This window comes from Psychroflexus lacisalsi (assembly GCF_020164495.1).
In the GTDB taxonomy this organism is placed as follows: Bacteria; Bacteroidota; Bacteroidia; order Flavobacteriales; family Flavobacteriaceae; genus Psychroflexus; species Psychroflexus lacisalsi.
The window spans coordinates 183,564-204,259 of sequence record NZ_JAIQYZ010000003.1; the positions used below are offsets into that span (position 1 = coordinate 183,564).

Annotated in this window: 13 protein-coding genes; 11 read left to right on the forward strand and 2 right to left on the reverse strand. The window is 35.9% G+C overall.

What is annotated here, in order from left to right; translation table 11 throughout:
• Positions 1-80: 80 nt before the first annotated feature.
• The 11 genes from LB449_RS10330 (at position 81) to gap (ending at position 17,814) form a co-directional block, all read left to right on the forward strand.
• On the forward strand, positions 81-986 hold the full coding sequence (locus LB449_RS10330) for a sterol desaturase family protein (RefSeq protein WP_224455027.1): 906 nt from the start codon (positions 81-83) through the stop codon (positions 984-986).
• Between the two features lie 68 nt (positions 987-1,054).
• On the forward strand, positions 1,055-3,529 hold the full coding sequence (locus LB449_RS10335; protein ID WP_224455028.1) for a M14 family metallopeptidase: 2,475 nt from the start codon (positions 1,055-1,057) through the stop codon (positions 3,527-3,529).
• Between the two features lie 437 nt (positions 3,530-3,966).
• Positions 3,967-4,680 (forward strand): pirin family protein, encoded by a 714-nt coding sequence (locus LB449_RS10340; RefSeq protein ID WP_224455029.1) that lies wholly within the window; start codon positions 3,967-3,969, stop codon positions 4,678-4,680.
• A gap of 103 nt (positions 4,681-4,783) precedes the next feature.
• Positions 4,784-5,425 (forward strand): SDR family oxidoreductase, encoded by a 642-nt coding sequence (locus LB449_RS10345; protein WP_224455030.1) that lies wholly within the window; start codon positions 4,784-4,786, stop codon positions 5,423-5,425.
• A 70-nt stretch (positions 5,426-5,495) separates the two neighbouring features.
• Complete coding sequence (locus tag LB449_RS10350; RefSeq protein ID WP_224455031.1) at positions 5,496-6,098, forward strand: class I SAM-dependent methyltransferase; 603 nt, start codon at positions 5,496-5,498, stop codon at positions 6,096-6,098.
• Between the two features lie 72 nt (positions 6,099-6,170).
• Positions 6,171-6,686, forward strand: coding sequence for a DUF4468 domain-containing protein (locus LB449_RS10355; RefSeq protein WP_224455032.1), 516 nt, complete (start codon positions 6,171-6,173; stop codon positions 6,684-6,686).
• Positions 6,687-6,985: 299 nt separating this feature from the next.
• Positions 6,986-14,026: a PKD-like domain-containing protein gene (locus LB449_RS10360; RefSeq protein WP_224455033.1), complete on the forward strand. Its 7,041-nt coding sequence runs from the start codon at positions 6,986-6,988 to the stop codon at positions 14,024-14,026.
• Positions 14,023-14,949, forward strand: coding sequence for a PorP/SprF family type IX secretion system membrane protein (locus LB449_RS10365; protein WP_224455034.1), 927 nt, complete (start codon positions 14,023-14,025; stop codon positions 14,947-14,949). The genes LB449_RS10360 and LB449_RS10365 overlap by 4 nt, the downstream gene beginning before the upstream one ends.
• Before the next feature lie 126 nt (positions 14,950-15,075).
• On the forward strand, positions 15,076-15,705 hold the full coding sequence (gene trhA, locus LB449_RS10370; RefSeq protein WP_224455035.1) for a PAQR family membrane homeostasis protein TrhA: 630 nt from the start codon (positions 15,076-15,078) through the stop codon (positions 15,703-15,705).
• A gap of 205 nt (positions 15,706-15,910) precedes the next feature.
• Positions 15,911-16,810, forward strand: a complete 900-nt coding sequence (gene lipA, locus LB449_RS10375) for a lipoyl synthase (protein WP_224455036.1) — start codon at positions 15,911-15,913, stop codon at positions 16,808-16,810.
• 2 nt (positions 16,811-16,812) lie between these two features.
• On the forward strand, positions 16,813-17,814 hold the full coding sequence (gap, locus tag LB449_RS10380; protein WP_224455037.1) for a type I glyceraldehyde-3-phosphate dehydrogenase: 1,002 nt from the start codon (positions 16,813-16,815) through the stop codon (positions 17,812-17,814).
• Here the strand turns inward: gap and cmk are convergent.
• Complete coding sequence (cmk, locus tag LB449_RS10385) at positions 17,811-18,503, reverse strand: (d)CMP kinase (RefSeq protein WP_224455038.1); 693 nt, start codon at positions 18,501-18,503, stop codon at positions 17,811-17,813. The two genes, gap and cmk, sit on opposite strands and share 4 nt — an antisense overlap.
• A 1-nt stretch (position 18,504) precedes the next feature.
• The gene (locus LB449_RS10390) at positions 18,505-20,550 is read right to left on the reverse strand and encodes an HD family phosphohydrolase (RefSeq protein ID WP_224455039.1); all 2,046 of its coding nucleotides are present in this window, start codon (positions 20,548-20,550) and stop codon (positions 18,505-18,507) included.
• Positions 20,551-20,696 lie beyond the last annotated feature (146 nt).

A 20,696-nucleotide genomic window follows, 5' to 3' on the forward strand; every position in this document is an offset into this window, starting at 1 on the left:
ATTGAGCCAATGCTGGTAAAATAGATATAAAACTTATTGATAATGCCTTTCATTAATTATGTTTGTAAAAAAAATAATACATGGAGAAGGTAAAATTGAGTTTAGAAGATGTTGCAAATTTAGATTTTACAACCATTATTTGGATTGCTGCGCCTGTAATGTTTTCATTGGTTGCTCTAGAATCCTATTTTAGTTATAAACAGAATAAAAAACTTTACGAAGGAAAAGATTTTTTAGCCTCAACTTTTATTGGAGTGGTTAACATTCTTCTTAATGGTGTGATGAAGTTGGGAGTTTTTGCTTTCTTTTTGTTTTTCTACAACATCACTCCTTTTTACATTCCTATGACCTGGTGGTCGTTTATACTTTGCTTTATTGCGCTAGATTTTGTAAGATACTGGTCGCACAGAATAGCTCATGAGCAACGTTTTTGGTGGTCTACGCATGTTGTTCATCACAATTCAGAATATTACAACCTCTCAACTTCTTTCAGATTATCATGGACGCAGAATTTGAAAATCATATTCTTTCTTCCAGTGATTTTAATGGGATTCCATCCTTTTGTATTTTTAGTTATTCACCAATTAGAAGTTCTTTATCAATTTTGGATCCATACAGAATACATCAAAAAATTACCTAAACCAATTGAATATATTTTTACTACACCTTCTCACCACAGGGTTCATCATTCCAAAAACGAAAAGTATCTCGATAAAAATTACGGATCTACTCTTATTATTTGGGACAGGATTTTCGGAACTTTTGAGGAGGAAGTCGAGAAACCAGTTTATGGCATAACTAAACCAATAGACACTTACAATCCTTTTATGTTAGTATTTCACGAATGGATTGCGCTTTTCAAGGACATGACCAAGGCAAAATCTGCAAAACACGCATTTCAGATGGCTTTTGGAAGTCCTGTAGATTATCACAAGACTGAAATGAAGAAAATGAAAGTAAAACAGGCCGGATTAAAAAATAAGTGATTCAATAAAAATTAAATCTATAGAGTTGTATAGAGTTTTCTGTTAAATTTACAGCAAACTCTATTCACATGAAATTCAATCTTACTTTTCTACTAGTTTTTTGCTTTTTTGGAATTAATCAGGCTCAAAACTCAATTTTATCGCCAGATGAATATTTGGGATATAAAATTGGTACAGAATTTACTCGTCATCATGAGGTTCTTAACTATTTCAATCACTTATCAGAAAGTAGCCCAAACCTAAATTTTTCTTCTTATGGTAAAACCAACGAACGTAGAATATTAAGCTATGCAGTAGTTTCTTCAGAAGAAAATTTGAAAAATCTAGAGAATTTAAGAACCAATCACCTTAAACAAACGGGAATAATTGATGGTGATGCCTCTTCAAATATCGCTGTAGTTTGGTTAAGTTATAATGTTCACGGTAACGAAGCTTCCAGTACCGAAGCAGCTATGGTCACTGCTTATGAGCTTATCACTAAACGTAAAGGTATACTAAAGAATACAGTCGTCATAATAGATCCCAGCATAAATCCGGATGGACGTGATCGCTACGTCAACTGGTACAATCAAGTCAAAGCGTCACCCTATTCGTCATTTCAAGATGCTGTAGAACACAATGAGCCATGGCCTGGAGGAAGACCAAATCATTACCTTTTTGACCTCAATCGTGACTGGATGTGGGCAACACAAGTAGAGACTCAACAGCGTCTAAAACTCTACAATCAATGGATGCCTCACGTGCATGTAGATTTTCATGAGCAGGGCATCAACTCCCCTTACTACTTTGCGCCAGCAGCCGAACCTTTTCATGAAGTAATCACCGATTTTCAAAAAGAATTCCAAACTAAAATCGGGAAAAACAATGCAGAGGCTTTCGACGAAAATGCCTGGTCTTACTTCACCCGAGAACGATTCGACCTATTCTATCCCAGTTATGGCGACACCTATCCAACCTACAACGGCGCCATTGGCATGACCTACGAGCAAGCAGGAAACGGCAGAGCTGGACTTGGCATCAACACCGACGAAGATTATGAACTCACCCTCTTAGATCGGGTAAAACACCATGTGATAAGCGGACTTTCTACGGTTGAAATTTCTTCGGAAAATGCCACAGAATTAAATTCGGAGTTTAAGAAATACTTCAAACATTCTCCTGACTTTGATTATTACGTCCTGGCTGGGGATGAACAAAAACTGAAGATTTTAGCTGAACTTTTTGATCGGCATGAGTATAGATACACTTTTGCGACAGATAAGTCTTTGAAAGGCAAAAACATGTATAGCAATGCCAAAATGAACTTTGAATCTGAAAATGCTCTAGTTTTACCTGCCAATCAGCCAAAGGCTAAAATGCTTAAAGTTTTATTTGAGGCAGATCCAGAATTAAGCACTCCCCTCACCTATGACATCACCTCCTGGAATTTGGGCCTCGCCCACGGAGTTGATGTGTATACCGTAAGTGGAAAAGTCGATTCAAAACAAGAGAAAAAAGCTTCTCAAGACCTGAAGGTTAATGAGGATACCGTTGGTTATATCGCTCCGTGGAAGAGTATGACTAATGCAAAATTTCTCGCTAAGCTTTTAGAACATGGTATCGATGTGCGAGCTACTACAAAACCTTTCAAAATTGAGGGTAAGTCATACGGCCGTGGAAGTTTAATCATCACAAAAACCAACAATCAACAGCCAGAATTTGATTCCCTGATGGTGGAGACTGCCAATGAATTAAAAATAGATTTAAAATCAACTACTACTGGTTTTTCAGATTCTGGAACTGATTTTGGATCACCAGATGTTAAGAAAATTCATCCTCAGCGCATCGCCGTTTTGAGAGGAAAAGGAACTTCATCGCTGAGCTACGGTTCACTGTGGTATTTCTTTGAGCAGGAATTGAATTATCCCATCATTTCTATTTCTACAGACGATTTCAAAAAAGTAGATTTCAAAGATTATGATGTGCTGGTGCTTCCCAACGGAAACTATGTTTCAGTGTTAGATAAAAAAGATCTGGAAACTATATCCACCTGGATGAAAAGTGGAGGAAAAGTGATAGCTATAGGCAGTGCGCTTTCCACTTTTGAAGGCAAAAAAGATTTTGGCTTAGAAAAAGTGAAAGTAGAAAAAGACACAACTGAAATGAATCTCATTCCTTACGCGAAGCGAGAAGAAGAACGCACCAAGGATAATATTACAGGAGCTATTTTTAAAACTAAAGTGGACAACACCCATCCCCTTGGCTTTGGTTATGACGAGAATTATCAATCTCTGAAAACAAGTTCTACAGCCTATCAATATCTCAAAAAAGGTTTTAATGTAGCTTACTTTGATGATTCCTCTAAGCGTTTAAGTGGCTTTGTAGGAGAAAAAGCTTCAGAAAAAATATCGAAATCTCTGGTTTTTGGTGAACAACGTATGGGAAGAGGCAGTATAATCTACATGGTAGATGATGTGATGTTCCGTTCCTTCTGGGAAAATGGAAAACTATTTTTCGTCAACGCTTTATTTATGGTTAATAATCAAAGTCAGAAGTTTAAGTAAATTTGATAAACAAAAAACAACAAAGCCCACAATTGATAGTTGTGGGCTTTGTTGTCTTAAATAACTCGACTAATTCGAAATAATCGTACTATAATCCAAATTAACAGAAATCTTTGAGTGGACGTTTTAGTCGCTGAGTTGTTATAAATCACATTATCAAAGCTTTTTGCTATTTTAAAATTCAAATCTATTTATACCAATAGACTTATACATTAAAGAAGTCCGAAGTAATACAAGCATTGATTTTCAAGCTTGAATAGATTTACCTCACAGGTTTTCAAACTTGTGAGGTCTCATAATTGAAATATTTAACTTAAATAAAAATACTTAATGTTATGTTCAGAAGTCAATACGGATGAAATCCACTAGCGTTAAAAATTTTATCATTTATTTTAAAGTCTTGCTTGATTGAGTCCTGTAATTTAGCTCAAAAAATAATGAAAGCAGTTTTACATACAGCCAATAGCCGAGGCCACGCCAACCATGGCTGGTTAGATTCTCATCATAGTTTTAGTTTTGCAGGGTATTTTAACCCTGAACGTATGAATTTTGGAGTTCTGCGGGTGTTAAATGATGATATCGTTGCGCCTAGCATGGGTTTTGGGACGCATGGACATCAAAACATGGAAATCGTTTCTATTCCGTTGGAGGGAGATCTCAAACACAAAGATGATACTGGAAGGGAAACTATTATAAAAGCTGGCGACATCCAAGTGATGAGTGCAGGGACAGGAATTCAACACAGCGAGTTTAATTACAGTGATAAACATTCCGTCAATTTTCTTCAAATCTGGATCGTTCCAAATCAACAGAACGTCACTCCGAGATATGATCAAATCTCTATTGACACTTCAAGCATTAAAAATAAATTTCAACAGATTTTATCCCCAAATAAAGATGATGATGGCATTTGGATTTATCAAGATGCTTGGTTTCATATAGGTGAATTTGATACACATACCGCAGAAACTTATCAATTGAAAAACAAAGAAAATGGTGTTTATCTTTTCTTATTGGAGGGCGAAGTTGAGATAGGTGAATTTAAGTTGTCAAAACGTGATGCAATAGGAATTACTGAAACTGATAAAATCAAAATAAACATCAAAGCCAATTCAAAGCTTCTTATTATTGAAGTACCTTATTATATTTAAATATTTAATAGTATTTAACTTAATTAAAATATGATTTAAAGGCATTTTAAATAAAAAGAGCTCTTGAAGCTATATTTTTGTAAAAAAAATAAATAAACATATCATGCAAAATATATTAGTTATAGGCGCCAATGGTTCCACAGGTAGAATCATATCAAAAATATTGAGAGATTCCACAGACTTTAAACCGTTCGCTATGATCAGAAAAGAGGTTCAAAAACCTTTTTTTGAAAACCGGGGAATTGAGACAAGAATCGGAGATCTAGAACAAGATTTTTCTGATGCTTTTAAAGGAATGGACAAAGTTATTTTTGCTGCTGGCGCTGGTGGAGGAGCAAGCGAAGAAAAAACAACTGCTGTGGACCAAAAAGGAGCGATTAGAGCTGTAGAACTTGCTAAGGCTCACAAATTACAGAAATTTGTTATGCTTAGTTCAATGGGAACTGATGCACCAAGTAAAGTTGAAGGTTTAGAGACTTATTTAAAATCTAAGAAAGCAGCAGACGATTTCTTAAGAGAATCTAATATGGTTTACACTATTGTTCAGCCTGGCGGACTTACAAATGAAAAAGGCACTGAAAAGGTAGAAGTTGCCAAAAAACTGAAGAAAATGGGTCAAATTTCTAGAGAAGATGTTGCTCAAGCTTTAGTGTATGCTTTAGAACTTGAACGAATAAAAAATACTTCTTTTGAAATGATTTCTGGTAAAAATGATCTCAAAACAGAAATGAAAAATTATAAATAAAGTTTTATCCAATTTAATATTTAAACCCTGATTAAGTTCAGGGTTTTTATTGTTTTGAAAATCAAATGTTATGAAAGAGTTTTGGAATGAAAGGTTTGGAATGGAGGAATTTGTATATGGCATTGAGCCAAATTCATTTTTAAAGTTCGAACTAGCTAAAATAAATGAAAAAGGAAGTGCTCTTTTGCCTCTGGAAGGTGAAGGAAGAAATGCTTGTTATTTAGCTGAAAAAGACTGGCAAGTAGATGCTTTTGACTTTTCTGAAGCTGGAAAAGAAAAGGCATTAAAACTATGTAAATCAAAGCAGGTTTCAATTACTTATGATTTAAGTAAAATAGAAGATTATAAGTTTGAAGATGGAAAATATGATCTTATCGTATTAATTTACGCGCATCTGAATCCGGAGATGAGAATAAAACTTCATAAAAATGCTATCAAGTCTTTGAAGTCTGGAGGAAAAATCATTTTAGAAGCTTTTCATCCTCAACAGTTGGAAGGACAATATAAGTCAGGTGGTCCCAAGAATAAAGAATTACTGTACGACTTAGCATCTATTAAAAATGATTTTAATGAGTTGACTGAAAGCCATGGAGAAGAACTAGAAATCGACTTAACTGAAGGCAATTTTCACAAAGGAAAAGCTTATGTCACAAGATTCACAGGCGTTAAATAATTATCTAATAATTAATATCTGCACCACTTACAACATATATGATTAAATTTACATTTTAAAGAATTAAAATTTATGGCAAAAATCTATTTACTAGTTGTAGCAATTTTTATATCATTCAATTTATCTAGTCAAACTAAAGATTTGCCAAAGTTCGATTTTGAAAATTATAATTTCTCAAAAGCTATTGTGGTCGAAGTAAAAGGTAAAGGTAAAGTTCAGCTTGAAGATGATTTGAGAAGTTGGATAAACAGTTATTTCAATGAGTCTACACTTCTAGATTCCAAGTTTTCTGAAGATTCATTTTTAATTTCAGGGAAATCATTAAGATTCTTGAAAATAAAAAATTTACCAACGGACTTGAAGTATGATATCAAAATTTCTCTTAGAGATCAAAAATACAGATTTGAAGTAAGAGCATTGTATTATAAATATTACACGGAATATAGGATTATAAGTGATGTAGATCTGATCAAAGATGATGTCATCAAAAAAGATTTATTAGAAAGTCGCTCGATAATTACTGCTTTTATAAATAATTTGAATTCAAACCTCTTCCGTTACATCACCAAAGAAAACAACGAGTGGTAATTGACTTCTGACTATAATATTCTTACAAAATCCTTTATTTTTTTATTTCAATGTGTTATAATTGCTTTTTTTATTTTTAATTTGCTTTTTTAACATTTGATTTAATCATTTGATCTTCAATTAATTAAAGTCTATTTTAAACCAATTTAATTATTCATACTTATTAATTTCATTAATATTGCTTTAATATATTAATTATTGTTTCTATTATTGTAGTTTAAGTTCTACACGTCATTTGCGGGTTTTAAGTAAACCTTAAAAATTCATCCCTCGTAGATAACTTGTGAAAACTGCAGCTAATGAAAACAAAACTACTCACTCTATTTCTTATTGGATGTTCTTTATTGATTGGATTAGCTGTTTTCACTACATCTAATTCTATATCCGAAATCAATAATGATATCGCTTTTGCTGATTCTGGCATTAGTGAAAAAAAGTTTACACAACCTGCAAAGAATAAAAAAGCTGTCACATCTTTTTTTGAAATTTTTACAGATCAGACTTCATCTACCTTTAATACTCCAGACTTAGAAATTAAAAACACTCTAGGTTTAGGAGGATATGACCGTGTAATACAAAACGGAACTACTACTTTTTTAAGATGTAGTAATGATTTATCAAACAATGGAACATTTCAATTTGAAGATCCGGATGAATCCTCTTATCCAGCTGGCACATCATTTCTTTTAGATTGGGGCGATGGAAGCACTAGTAATCAAGTTGAAGATCATACTTACAGCTCTGGTTTATTCACTCTCACTTATTCTGTTATTTTTCCAAATGGAACAACCAACACAAGTGATTTCAAGGTATTTGTTGGAACTGGTCCCCCGACTATTTCGGTAAGTCTTAGCAGTGAAGAAAATTGTTTTCCAGATCCTTATACTTTTACTGTAACAACTGGAAACAATGTTCCCGGCACTACTTATACAATTGAAATAAGTGATGGTTCTGCTCCGATAATACTTAACTCTGATAACTATCCTATTGGCGTACCAATTTCGGAAACGTTTACCCATACATTCGCAAAGACTTCTTGTAATGTCACTTCTGGAGTGGGTTTAAATACATTTACAGATTCATTTGCGATTACAGTTAATGCTACCAATCCTTGTAATCTAAAAGGGAATGCCACAGCTACTGGTCCAATTCGTGTGTCAGAACCTACTCAAGCTGATTTCAATGTTCCGGCTGATATAGCTTGTGTAAATTCGTTAGTAACTTTTACCGACACATCCGTCGGTGGAACAAATACTACTCAAAATGGGTGTAGCGGTGATTATGGCAGATACTGGGAAATTACACCTGCTGCAGGTACCAATATTGCCGGAGGCCAATTGGGTAGTGATAATGGAAATGCCACCGACTGGTTTTCCTGGACCAACGGTTCAGAAGATTTAGGTGTCATTTTCGATACTCCTGGGTATTATGATATCACATTAGTAACAAGAAATAATTGTGGTGAAAGCAGAATTACAAAAGAAATATGCATCATACCAGAAGTTATTGCGGAATTTACTTTAAATGAAACTGAAGCTTGTTTCGAAGAAAATCTTATTGTAACTACAGACAACACTTCACAAGCCGATGGTTGTGATATAACTAAAAAATATGAGTGGACTGTTACAGCTACAAATCCGGATTGCCCTGCAGAGACTCCAAGCTGGAGTTTTGCCAATGGGACTGGACCAGGAGATGAAGAACCTGAATTTCAATTTGATGCTCCTGGAATTTACACCATCAGACTTGAGTTATTTATTGAAGATATTCTGCCTGGAGAAGAATGTAAAGAGGATGTCTATGAAGAAATAGTCACCATTAAAGATAGACCTAAAGCTGAAGTTCCTGATTTAATCGTTTGTCAGGATGAATTTTTTACAATTGACCCGACGGTTTACGATTGTTATACTACCGTTGGAACTACTTATTCATGGGATTTTTCATCGTCTTCAGCAGCATCCATTGCAGGTTCAAATGACCCTAATCCATCTATTTCGTACGATACTCCAGGAATTTATAATTACACCCTTACTGTAACAAACGATTGTGGACCAACTACAAAAACAGGAACTATTGAGGTCCTTCCTCCAGTATATATTGAAGCTAATGGCCCCACTGAGGTCTGTGTGGATGGAGAAATTTTATTGAATGGGACCATATCTGGAGGAACAGGGATTGGGAATTGGACAGCAGGTGTGGCTGGGGGAACTTTCAGTCCAGATGCAAGTGCTTTAGATCCAACCTATACTCCGCCAACTGGCTATGTGGGTGATATTACGTTTACACTGACTCCTGATAATTCTGGAACGCTTTGTTCTGAACCTATCGATACTCATACCGTTACCATTTCACCAGGTCCTGAAGTAGATGCTGGAAGTTATGAGCCTATTTGTGTGAATAGCAGTATTAACCTCAATGGGAGTTTTGGAGGAACAGCGTCTAACATCACATGGACATCATCTGTAGGCGGTACATTTACAGATCCAACAAATCCAAATACGGAATTCACACCCCCAGTTGGTTTTACTGGAACAATTACACTTATCATTACTACAGATGATCCTTTAGGCTCATGCGAAGCTAATTCGGATACTGTGGATCTGGAAGTATTACCATTAGGGGAAGTTGATCCTCTTCCAGATTTAGAGTTTTGTAATACTGAAGAAGTTTCTGAAATTATTTTTAGTTCGCCTAATACTTCTAATACGACTAATTTTGAATGGGAGATTGACACCAATATTGGATTAACCCCACTTTCAGGAACTGGTAATCTACCGAGTTTTACAGCAGAAAATTTAACTGAATTTCCAATAATTGCTACAGTCACAGTCACACCATTTGTTAATTCTGGTAGCACAAGTTGTGAAGGAGTCTCAGAGACATTCACCATCACAATTAATCCTGCTCCTATCATTATTGATACAACGATAGATTTGTGTAATGGAAATGTTTTTGATTACACGCCAACCTCGGGTGGCGGAAACTTTGTACCAGCCGGAACGACATATATTTGGAATAATCCTGTGAGCAATCCTCCTGGAGCTATAGTAGGTGGTTTTGCAGAAACAACACCTCAAACAAGTATAGCTCAACCTATAGAAAATTTAACAACCAATGCTGCATCTTTAGTTTACACCGTCACCCCAATACTTGATGGTTGTGAGGGTAAACCCTTCACATTGACTGTCAATTTTGATGATGAGCCTGTCATTCAAGACATCACTCTTGAAGTTTGCAGTGATGAAAGTTTATCAATTGTTCCAGATGAAAATTTTTCTGGAAATCAAATTCCGCTAGGAACTACTTATAAATGGGACCTCCCAGTTGTGAATCCTGCAGGATCAATTACAGGAGCGACTGCAGAATCTATACCTACCACTTCTATTGATCAACAACTAACAAACATTTCCAGTGAAACGGCTACGGTCACCTACACAATAACACCAGATGTGGACGGATGCGAAGGAGAACCATTCACACTTACTTTGGTTGTAAAGCCAGAACCTTTTGTAGGAGATAACTCAATAAATATATGTAGTGGTGAGAATTTTAATATTACTCCAGAAGATATTCTACCAAACCGAGTGCCTGCAGGAACTCTATATACCTGGGACGTACCCACAGTATCCATACCAGGAACAATTTCTGGAATAACAGATGGGACACCACCACAATCTGAAGTTTCTCAAACGCTCGTAAGCAACAGCAGCGAAGAGGTAGTTGTTACTTATGAGGTTACACCAGAACATGACGGGTGTTTTGGAGAGCCGTTTTTAATAGAAGTTACTGTTGAACCTAAACCATTTATTGAAGATATTACTGAAAACATTTGTACTGGAGGAACCTTTTCGGTTTTACCGGATAATTCTGGTAGTAATACCGTACCTGTAAATACTACCTATACCTGGACAGAACCTGTAAGTGTTCCTGCAGGAGCAATTACTGGTGGTGCTGCAAAGACAACTCCACAAACGGAAATCAGTCAGAATGTTACAAATACATCAGAAAATATTGCAACCCTAACTTATACAGTGACTCCTCGATCTGGAAATTGTGTTGGAGATCCTTTTACAGTGGAAGTTATTGTTGAAAGCTCTGGTCTTATTCAGGAAGAACCACAATCTTTTCAAACGATTTGTGAAGGTGGACAGATATCACCTTTAGGCGTAAGTTTAGAAAGTGGCGAATCCACCTCAACAACTTACCAGTGGTTTAGAAATACAACACCAACAAATGCCGGGGGAACAGAAATTCCTGGAGCTACAGATGCTACTTACCTACCACCCGCTTTTGATATTCCAGGTACTTATTTCTTTTACGTAGTCGTAAGTCCGGAAGGAGATCAATGTGGAGATGTGATTAGTCAGGTTTCTGAAGTTGAGGTTATAGAAGATCCTGTTATCGATGTTCAACCACTGGATAATCAAGAACTGTGTCTTGATGCACCTGCAAACGAATTAAACGTTGAAGTTTCTGGTGGGGTTGGACAATTCAATTATCAATGGTATGTAAATACTACAGCAGACGCGACAACTGGTACTGAAATTCCTGATGAAACTAATTCTAGCTTCACCCCTCCAACGGATCAGGAAGGAATATTATTTTATTATGTTGTTATTTCTCAAGAGGCCGCAGGATGTGAAACTGTAAGTGTTCCAGCAAGAATAAGAGTTGAACCACAACCAGTAATCAATCAGCAACCACAGTCGGAAGAATTATGTCTGAATGCAACACCGAATTTATTATCGGTTAATTTAAACTTTAGCCTTGGAACACCGACTTATCAATGGTTTGAAAACGATGAAAGTAGTAACACTGGTGGTACAGCTATCACTGGCGCCAACCAACCTACATTTCTACCTCCAACTGATGTAGCTGGTGAGCAATTCTATTATGCAGTGGTAAGTTTTGATAATTCAAGCTGTGGACCAGTGGTTTCTGACCCTGCAACTTTGACGGTAGTTCCTTTTGCTGAAATAAATCCAGTTGAAGATATTGAGGTGTGTAGAGGAGATGAAATTAGTGGAATTAATTTTTCAACAACTGCTCCTACAATGGTTACATCTTATGAATGGACAAACTCAAATCCTGAAATAGGACTTGCAGCTAATGGAGCTGGAAATATACCAGTCTTCACTGCAACGAATACAACTGGTGTAACACAAACGGCTGTCATTACTGTAACGTCCGAAAGTAGTTTTAGTGGAGATCCTTGTGGACAAAGCACAATTGAATTTACTATAACGGTCTCTTCTGAGGTGATTGACAATGCTGTGATTTCAGATTATAACGGAAACCAAACCAGTTGTGCAGATGCCAACGATGGAAGTATTCAAATAAGTCCTGAAGGTGGAATTCCAATATCAAATACACAGTCTTACATATTTAACTGGAGTGGTCCAGACGGTTTCAGTTCCAATCAAGAAGATATTTTCAATTTAAAGCAAGGAATTTATACCCTTGAAATCACTGATGGATTTGGATGTGTGAATGAATTCAACTATGCAATCGAAGCACCTGATGAACTTATCGTCACGGAAGATGCCGTACTAAACATCCAATGCCATGGAGAATTTACCGGTAAAATTCTTATTTCCTTATCCGGAGGTACTGGAAGCTACTCTTACTCCTGGCTAAAAGACGGGATGCTGGTTGCTACAACACAAGATTTAGAAAATATCGGCGCCGGTTACTATACAGTCATTGCAACAGATCAAAATAATTGTTCAATAACGGAAGGCTTTGAGATAACTGAACCAGACCCCATAAGCATTGAAGTACTCGAAAAGACAGCTATAGTCTGTACAGATGAAATTAGTATTCCAAAAAACGAAACTTCCAAAGCTGTTGGAGATGAATTTAATGGATTCATCAATATTTCTGTAGAAGGAGGAACACCATTGCAAACGGGGCCAAACGAATTTACTTATCAATACGAATGGAAGAATGCTGTAAATCAAGTCATTTCAACAGAAAAGAATCTTACAGGTGTTGGTCCTGGCTCCTACAGTGTTGATGTATATGATAACCTTACTTGTATAGCTTCAAAAGATGTAGAATTGATCATGCCAGACCCCATCAAAATTGAGGTTAGCTCGCAAGATGAGACTTGTGCCTTTGGTGAAGATGGACAAATTTCACTAAACATTGAAGGAGGGACTGCTCCTTACAATGTAGAGTGGAGCAATGGAGCAACCGGCAAAGAATTGAGTCAGTTGCCACCAGGGGCTTATACTGCAAATGTTACCGATAAATACAATTGTGAAATATCAATTGATGTTGAAATAGAAGGTGTTGATGCTTTAGCAATGAACCATACGTTCGAAAACATAAGTTGTTTTGGGGCCGAGGACGGTTTTGTGGATGTAGTAATTGAAGGTGGTCGTTTACTTCCAAATGGCTCTTACGATTATCAATGGTCGGGTCCAAATGGATTCACCAGTTCAGAGCCTAGCCTTAGCAATCTTGACGAGGGTGTTTATTCTCTTGTAGTCACAGATGCAAGTAATTGCACTGTTAATCTAGATGTAGAGATTAACGAGCCAACTCAGTTGCAAGTTAATTTTCAAACTACTCAAGCTAATTGTTTTGGAATTGATGACGGAACTATAACCTTATTTATTGAAGGCGGAATCCCTCCTTACACCTCCAATTTCGGTTCTGTCGGTTCTGATAATTCAACTTTTCTATTTGATCAACTTGCTCCTGGCACCTATGATATTGAAGTTATGGATGATAATGGGTGCATGGAGATTTTGGAAATTGAAATAGAACAGGATTTTATCAATGAAATAGACCCTCCAACTGGAGAAGCCTACCAAGAGTTTTGTATTGAAGACCAACCCAGTTTAAGTGATCTTAATGTCTCTGGCATGGATATCAAATGGTACTTATCACCAGCAGATGAAATAGCCCTCGCGCCAGATTACCTTATTGCTGAGAGCACAATATTGTATGCCAGAAACTTTGATGCCGACCTCAATTGTTTAAGCAGTAATGTCCTCGAAGTTGAGGTTAACATCATTGAAGGCATTATAGATGTCAACAATTTTATCACCGTCAATGGAAATGGTTTAAATGAAAAACTAAATGTTATCAACATTGAATCCTTTCCTGAAAATGAAATGAAAATCTACAACCGCTATGGCAAATTAGTATGGGAAACAACTAGCTATAATAATACTGACAATACATTTAGAGGAGCCTCAAATGTGGGAGGGACAATAAGTCAAGCAAACTTTTTACCCACTGGAACTTATTTCTACATATTGAATTACAAGTCACCGTGTAAGAATGACACCAAGAAAGGTTTTGTACAAATAGATAATAATAACAGATGATGAACTTTCTAAAAAACATAACACTCCTGCTTTGTGTGAGTCTTGGTTTTTTTGCCAAAGCTCAAACAGACGTAAAATTATCAAATTTTGTATTCGCACCTCTAATTTATAATCCTGCCTATGCGGGAAGTTCTGATGGGTATAGCGCTACAGGATTTTACACCTCGCAGTGGGTTGGTTTCGATGGGGCTCCAGAAACACTAATTTTGACAGGCCACGATAGAATAGGACTCACAAACCTTGGAGCTGGATTTGATATTATGAGTGACAAAATTGGAGCGAGTACAGAAAATAGAGTGGTTGGAAATATAGCTTATCACTTAAGACTCTCTCAAAACTGGCTATTATCTGCAGGAATAAAACTTGGAGTAAATAATTATGCCATAGATTACTCATTACTATCCATCGAAGATCCAAGTGAGTTTGGTAATCCATTTGGCGATTTGTCGAGAACTAGTTTAATTTTTGGAACAGGAATTTTTTTACACAGAGAAAACTTTTTTGTAGGTGTATCCATTCCGAATTTTTTAACGACCAGCTATATAGATGAATTTAGAAACACATTAGCGAACACAACACCAAATTATTACTTAACTACTGGTTACAGATTTGAACTAGAACGTGAAGTCTATCTGCAACCAACTGTCCTTGCTAGAGTTGCTAACGGTGCTCCCTACAGTGCCCTGGTTTCTTTTAACCTGGACTGGAAAGATAAAATTTACGCGAGTGCCAACTATGAGCATAATGTAACAGCTGGAGCGTTTATTGGTTTAAGGATAACCGACCAGATCATGGCGGGATATTCTTATGATACTTCTATCACAACTTTTGCTCGATACAATGGTGGAATCCATTCGTTTATGATCAATTTCAGGGCAAAGGAGCGTTTCAGAAGAGACCGTTGTGGTTGTTTCACTTACTAGACACTAGACTGAATAAAAGTTTTGTTGGTGTCATCTTTATAAGAATCTCCATATGATTTTCTATAGAGGTTTTAATGAAATCACTTATTGGGTTAGCTTTGCAAAATCAAAGACTCATAACTTAGAATGGAAGTTTTACAGACCCAAAAAGAAGAATTCTGGAATACGCTTACCCATGGAATTGGATTGTTATTGGCTTGTATTGGTACTAGTATATTATTTTTTACCATCGATTTTAATGATAACTACCTTACACTAGGGATTGTTCTTTATGCTTTGTCTTTGGTTTTACTTTATGCCGCATCTACAAGTTATCATTACGTTCCAGAAGGTAGATTAAAACGAAGATTGAGAGTTCTGGATCACATTAGCATTTACTTCCTTATTGCTGGAACCTACAGTCCCGTAGTGCTTACGCTTTTGAAAAATAGCCATGGAGATTTGCTTTTTTATGCCGTATGGGGTATTGCGGTTTCAGGCACAATTCTAAAACTTTTTTTTACGGGAAAATTTGAAAAAATATCGCTCCTACTCTATCTTCTTATGGGCTGGCTTATCATTTTTGATGGTTTTTCTGTAGTTGAAAATTTCTCATTACTTGAGCTTTCAATGCTTGTCCTTGGGGGCTTTTTTTATACCATAGGTATTTATTTTTATGTCAAAAATTCAATTTTATATAACCATGTTATCTGGCATGTTTTTGTGATGCTGGGCAGTTTTAGCCATTTCCTAATGATATATTTTTCAGTACTTTGATCATAAAAATTACTAATGAGTTTAGACTAAACTGTTCCACCTCTTTCGTCTATCTATGGCAAATTCAGAAGAAAAAATCAGAGATATTAGGAAAAAATCAACCTAGGTTAAATTTGTCTTAGAGTTTCTAATTTTATAGGCAAGAGGACCACAATCCAAAGCTAAACTATTCTTTATTTCTTACATTTGTATAAAATTGTAAACTATGGAGACTGCAGTATTAGAGAAAGATAAAACGACTACCGAAAATAAAACCACAACCAGAACTGGAAAACCAAAATGGTTGCGTGTAAAATTGCCTACGGGTAAGAAATATAGAAACTTAAGAAAGCTTGTAGATAAGTATGATCTGCATACTATATGCACCTCTGGAAGCTGTCCAAACATGGGAGAATGCTGGGGAGAAGGTACAGCGACTTTTATGATTTTGGGAAATGTGTGTACACGTTCTTGTGGATTTTGTGGAGTAAAAACCGGCAGACCAGAAGATGTTGAATGGGATGAGCCAGAAAAAGTAGCGAGATCTATAAAGATCATGGGGGTGAAGCATGCTGTAGTGACTTCTGTAGACAGAGATGACCTTAAAGATATGGGATCTATAATTTGGGCTGAAACAGTTAATGCCATAAGGAGGATGAATCCTACTACTACTCTAGAAACTCTTATTCCTGATTTTCAAGGAAATACCAGAAACATTGATAGAATTATTGAAGTAGCCCCTGAAGTTGTTTCTCATAACATTGAAACAGTAAGACGTTTGACTAGAGAAGTAAGAATTCAAGCTAAATACGATAAAAGTCTGGAGGTTTTAAGATATCTTAAAGCTCAGGGCATCAAAAGAACTAAATCTGGAATCATGCTTGGACTTGGTGAAAAAGAGGAAGAAGTGATTCAAACTCTAAAGGATTTGAGAAGCGTTGATGTAGATGTAGTAACTATAGGTCAATACTTACAACCAAGTAAACAACATTTGCCAGTACAAGAATTTATTACTCCAGAACAATTTAAAAAATATGAAACCATCGGAAAAGAATTAGGTTTCAGACACGTAGAGAGTTCAGCACTTGTGAGATCTTCTTACAAAGCTCACAAACATCTTGAATAAGAATGAGTAAAAAAATAAGAGTAGGAATTAATGGCTTTGGTCGTATCGGTCGAAGCCTTTTTCGTTTGTTATATCAGCACCCACAAATTGAAATCGTTGCTATCAACGATTTATCGGATGCAAGAACATTATCGCATTTATTAAAGTACGATAGCGTTCACGGTCAATTTCCTTTTGAAGTCAGTTTTAATGACGAAGGCATTCTGGTGGAAGGGAAAATATTTCCATTAGTCAATGTTCCAAGGCTTGAGGACTTAAATTGGGGCAAATTTGATGTAGAAACACTTGTGGAATGTACAGGTCAATTTAAAACCAAGACTGAATTACAACATCATCTTGAAGCAGGAGCCAAAAAAGTGATTTTGAGTGTTCCTCCTAGTGATGATTCTGTGAAAATGGTGGTTTTGGGAGTAAATGACTGGGTTCTAGAAAAAGATGATCTTATGGTTTCCAATGCCTCCTGTACCACCAACAATGCAGCTCCAATGCTGAAAGTAATTCATGATGCTTTCGAAGTGGAACAGGCATATATCACTACGGTTCACTCCTACACTTCAGACCAAAGCTTGCATGATAAACCTCATCGGGATTTAAGACGCGCAAGAGCAGCTTCACAATCCATCATCCCAACAACGACAGGTGCTGCTAAAGCACTGACGAAAATTTTTCCAGACTTAAGTGAGGTTATTGGAGGTTGCGGAATTCGAGTTCCTGTTCCCAATGGCTCATTAACGGATATGACTTTAAATGTAAAGACTTCAACTACTATCGAAGAGGTAAATGCGCTTTTTAAGAAAGCTTCAGAAACTCATTTGAAAGGAATTTTGGAATACTCTGAGTTGCCTTTGGTCAGTATTGATATAGTAGGTAATCCTTATTCCTGTGTGTTTGATGCTGAAATGACCTCTGTCATCGGTGGAAATTTGATCAAATTGATTGGTTGGTACGACAACGAAAGAGGTTATAGCAATCGCTTGATTGATTTAATTTTGAAAATGAATTAAGCAGATTTTATTCTCTCTTTAGCCAGATTCAAAATCTTTTCAAACTGTTCTTCCTGTGATAAATTACTGTTATCAATTTTTATAGCGTCTTCCGATTGGATAAGCGGGGAGTTTTTACGATTGGAATCGATATCATCTCGGTGCTGAACGTTTTTTAAGACTTCTTCAAAATTTATATTCTCACCTTTTTCTTTCAATTCATTGTAGCGACGCTGAGCTCTAATGTCAGCACTGGCAGTCATGAAAATTTTAAGTTCTGCCTCAGGAAATACTACACTACCAATGTCTCTGCCATCCATAACGATTCCTTTTTCTTCACCAAGTTGCTTTTGAATTTGAACTAGTTTTTCTCTCACTTCATCAATTTTGGCAACAGAACTGACATTTCCTGAAACTTCCATGGCTCTAATTTGCTTCTCAACGTTTTCATCGTTTAAGATCACATCATTAGTCCCTGATTCTGGATTATATTCGAAATTAATTTCTACAGCAGATAAGTTTTCAATTAATTTGGCTTCATCAACACTCCCCTCTTGTATCCAGTTATTTCTCATCGCAAAGAGGGTAACTGCTCTATACATTGCACCAGTATCAACGTATTTATACTCAAGTTGTTTGGCAAGTCTTTTGGCAACGGTGCTTTTTCCTGTAGAAGAATGGCCGTCTATTGCAATAACGATAGGCTTCATATTAGTCTGGATATTCAATTCTGAGGTGATAAATATTATTCAATTTGGCCTTCAAAATCTTTTTAATAGATTGAATTTCTTTGAAGGTAATATTGGCATTTATAAATTGATCTTCTTGAATTTGTTTATTGATAATTTTTTCAACGAAATCATCAATTAACTGAGTATTTGGCTCTTTAAGTGACTTACTTGCAGCCTCTACAGAGTCGCACATCATCAAAATTGCCGTTTCCTTACTGAAAGGAATTGGGCCTGGATATCTGAAGTCTTTTTTATTTATATCCTCTCCCTCATCTTCTTCTTTTTGCTTCGCATAGAAATAATAAACTGTGGTAGTTCCATGATGAGTCCTTATAAAATCAATAATTCTATCTGGAAGATTTCTTCGTTTTGCAATTTCAATTCCTTCTAACCTATGATTGATGATCACTTCTGCGCTTTCTCTTGGTGATAATTCATCATGAGGAGAAACGGAAGTAGTTTGGTTTTCAGTAAAATAGATAGGGTTTTTCATTTTACCAATATCATGATATAGAGCACCAACGCGAATGAGTAACGAATTGGCCCCTATTTCATTGGCGGCAGCTTCTGCAAGGTTGGCCACATTCAAAGAATGGTGAAAAGTTCCTGGAGCTACATTAGCCAGTTCTTTTAGCAATTTGGAATTGGTATCCGAAAGTTCTAAAAGGGATAAATCTGAAATTAAACCAAAAATCTTTTCATGGGCGTAGATAAAAGGCTGAACAAAAAGAAGTCCAACTCCGCTCAATAAAAAGTAAATGAAATTATTGTAATTAATTTCAGCAATACTACCCTCTTTGATCATGTTAAAGGCGAAGTAAGCGAAAATATAAACCAACGTAATCTGAACAACAGATATAAATAAATTAGCTCTTTTATACAATTCTGAAACTGTCAAAATAGTAACTATACCAGCTATAATTTGTAAGAACATGTACTCATAGCTATCAGGTACGATAAGGCCCAGAATCAAGACAGTGATCATGTGCGTAAATAGACCGAGTCGTGCATCGAAGAAGGCCTTCAAAGTCAATGGCAGAATACACAATGGAACTACGTAAACGTAATCTGTATCCAGTCTTAGCACCAATAAAGTAAGGAAGACAAGAAACAGAATATTAAAAAATATGAAGGTAATTTTATTGTTATTGTCGTAAATATCTGGTCTGTATTGTCTTATAAACAACAGCAACATCAACAAAGAAAGTCCTACAAGACACGTATATCCAGTGATCACTACTACAAACGCAGAAGACTCTAAACTCTGTGACTCGTACTCGTATTTTAGAGAATTCAACATTCTCAACTTTTCTCCCTCTATAATTTCTCCTTTAGCAATTATTTTACTGCCCTTGGTCACCCGTCCTCTGGTATAGGAGATTTGGTCAAATTTAGATTGAATCTGCTTTTGATTAAGCTCCTCATCATACTGGACATTAACTTCTAAAACTTCAAAAAATATTTCTAAAAGCTCATTTTTTAAATTTGATAAATAATTCCCTTCAATATTAGAAATCAGATAAGGTTTCAAGTCTTGTTGGGTAAGCAGATCTTTATATAACAACTCTTCAACTTGTTTATTCTTGATAAGAAATATAATAGAATAGTTGTTTTCCTCTCCATCTTGAATTCGTATACCATTCTGATAAACCTCATCAACAGTTTTCGAAATGAATTCAGCAACTTTTTGATTGGTGTTTACGAGAGAATCCTGGGAACCATCAAGTTTTTCCTGCCAATTATTTTTTACATTTTCAGCAGTAGAAACGTCGTATTTGAAATATGGAATATGAGTTTTTCTTATTCTTGACTTCTCTGCAGCGATCTCTTCATCAGATTTTAGAATCGCAAAATCAAAAGGAGCATAAAGGTTTTCATATTGCCATGGCTTTCCTTTGATAATCTCATATTTGAATTGGCCACCTGTAGGGAAGAAATAAACAATGAGAAATACGCTTATAGCTAAAAGAAAAAACTTAAAGATGATAGATTGATTTCTGTAAAGTTTGTCTAGAAGGTTTTTCATATCTAAATGTTGTTCAAAAATATAAAATTAAATGGTGCGAGTCTCTATCAGAATTTAATAGTTTTGGTGATAATCAATTCAAGAGGCATCAAGAAGTGTGTCTTCACAAAAAATATTTAACGTGTAGTTTAAACTCATACGATTGA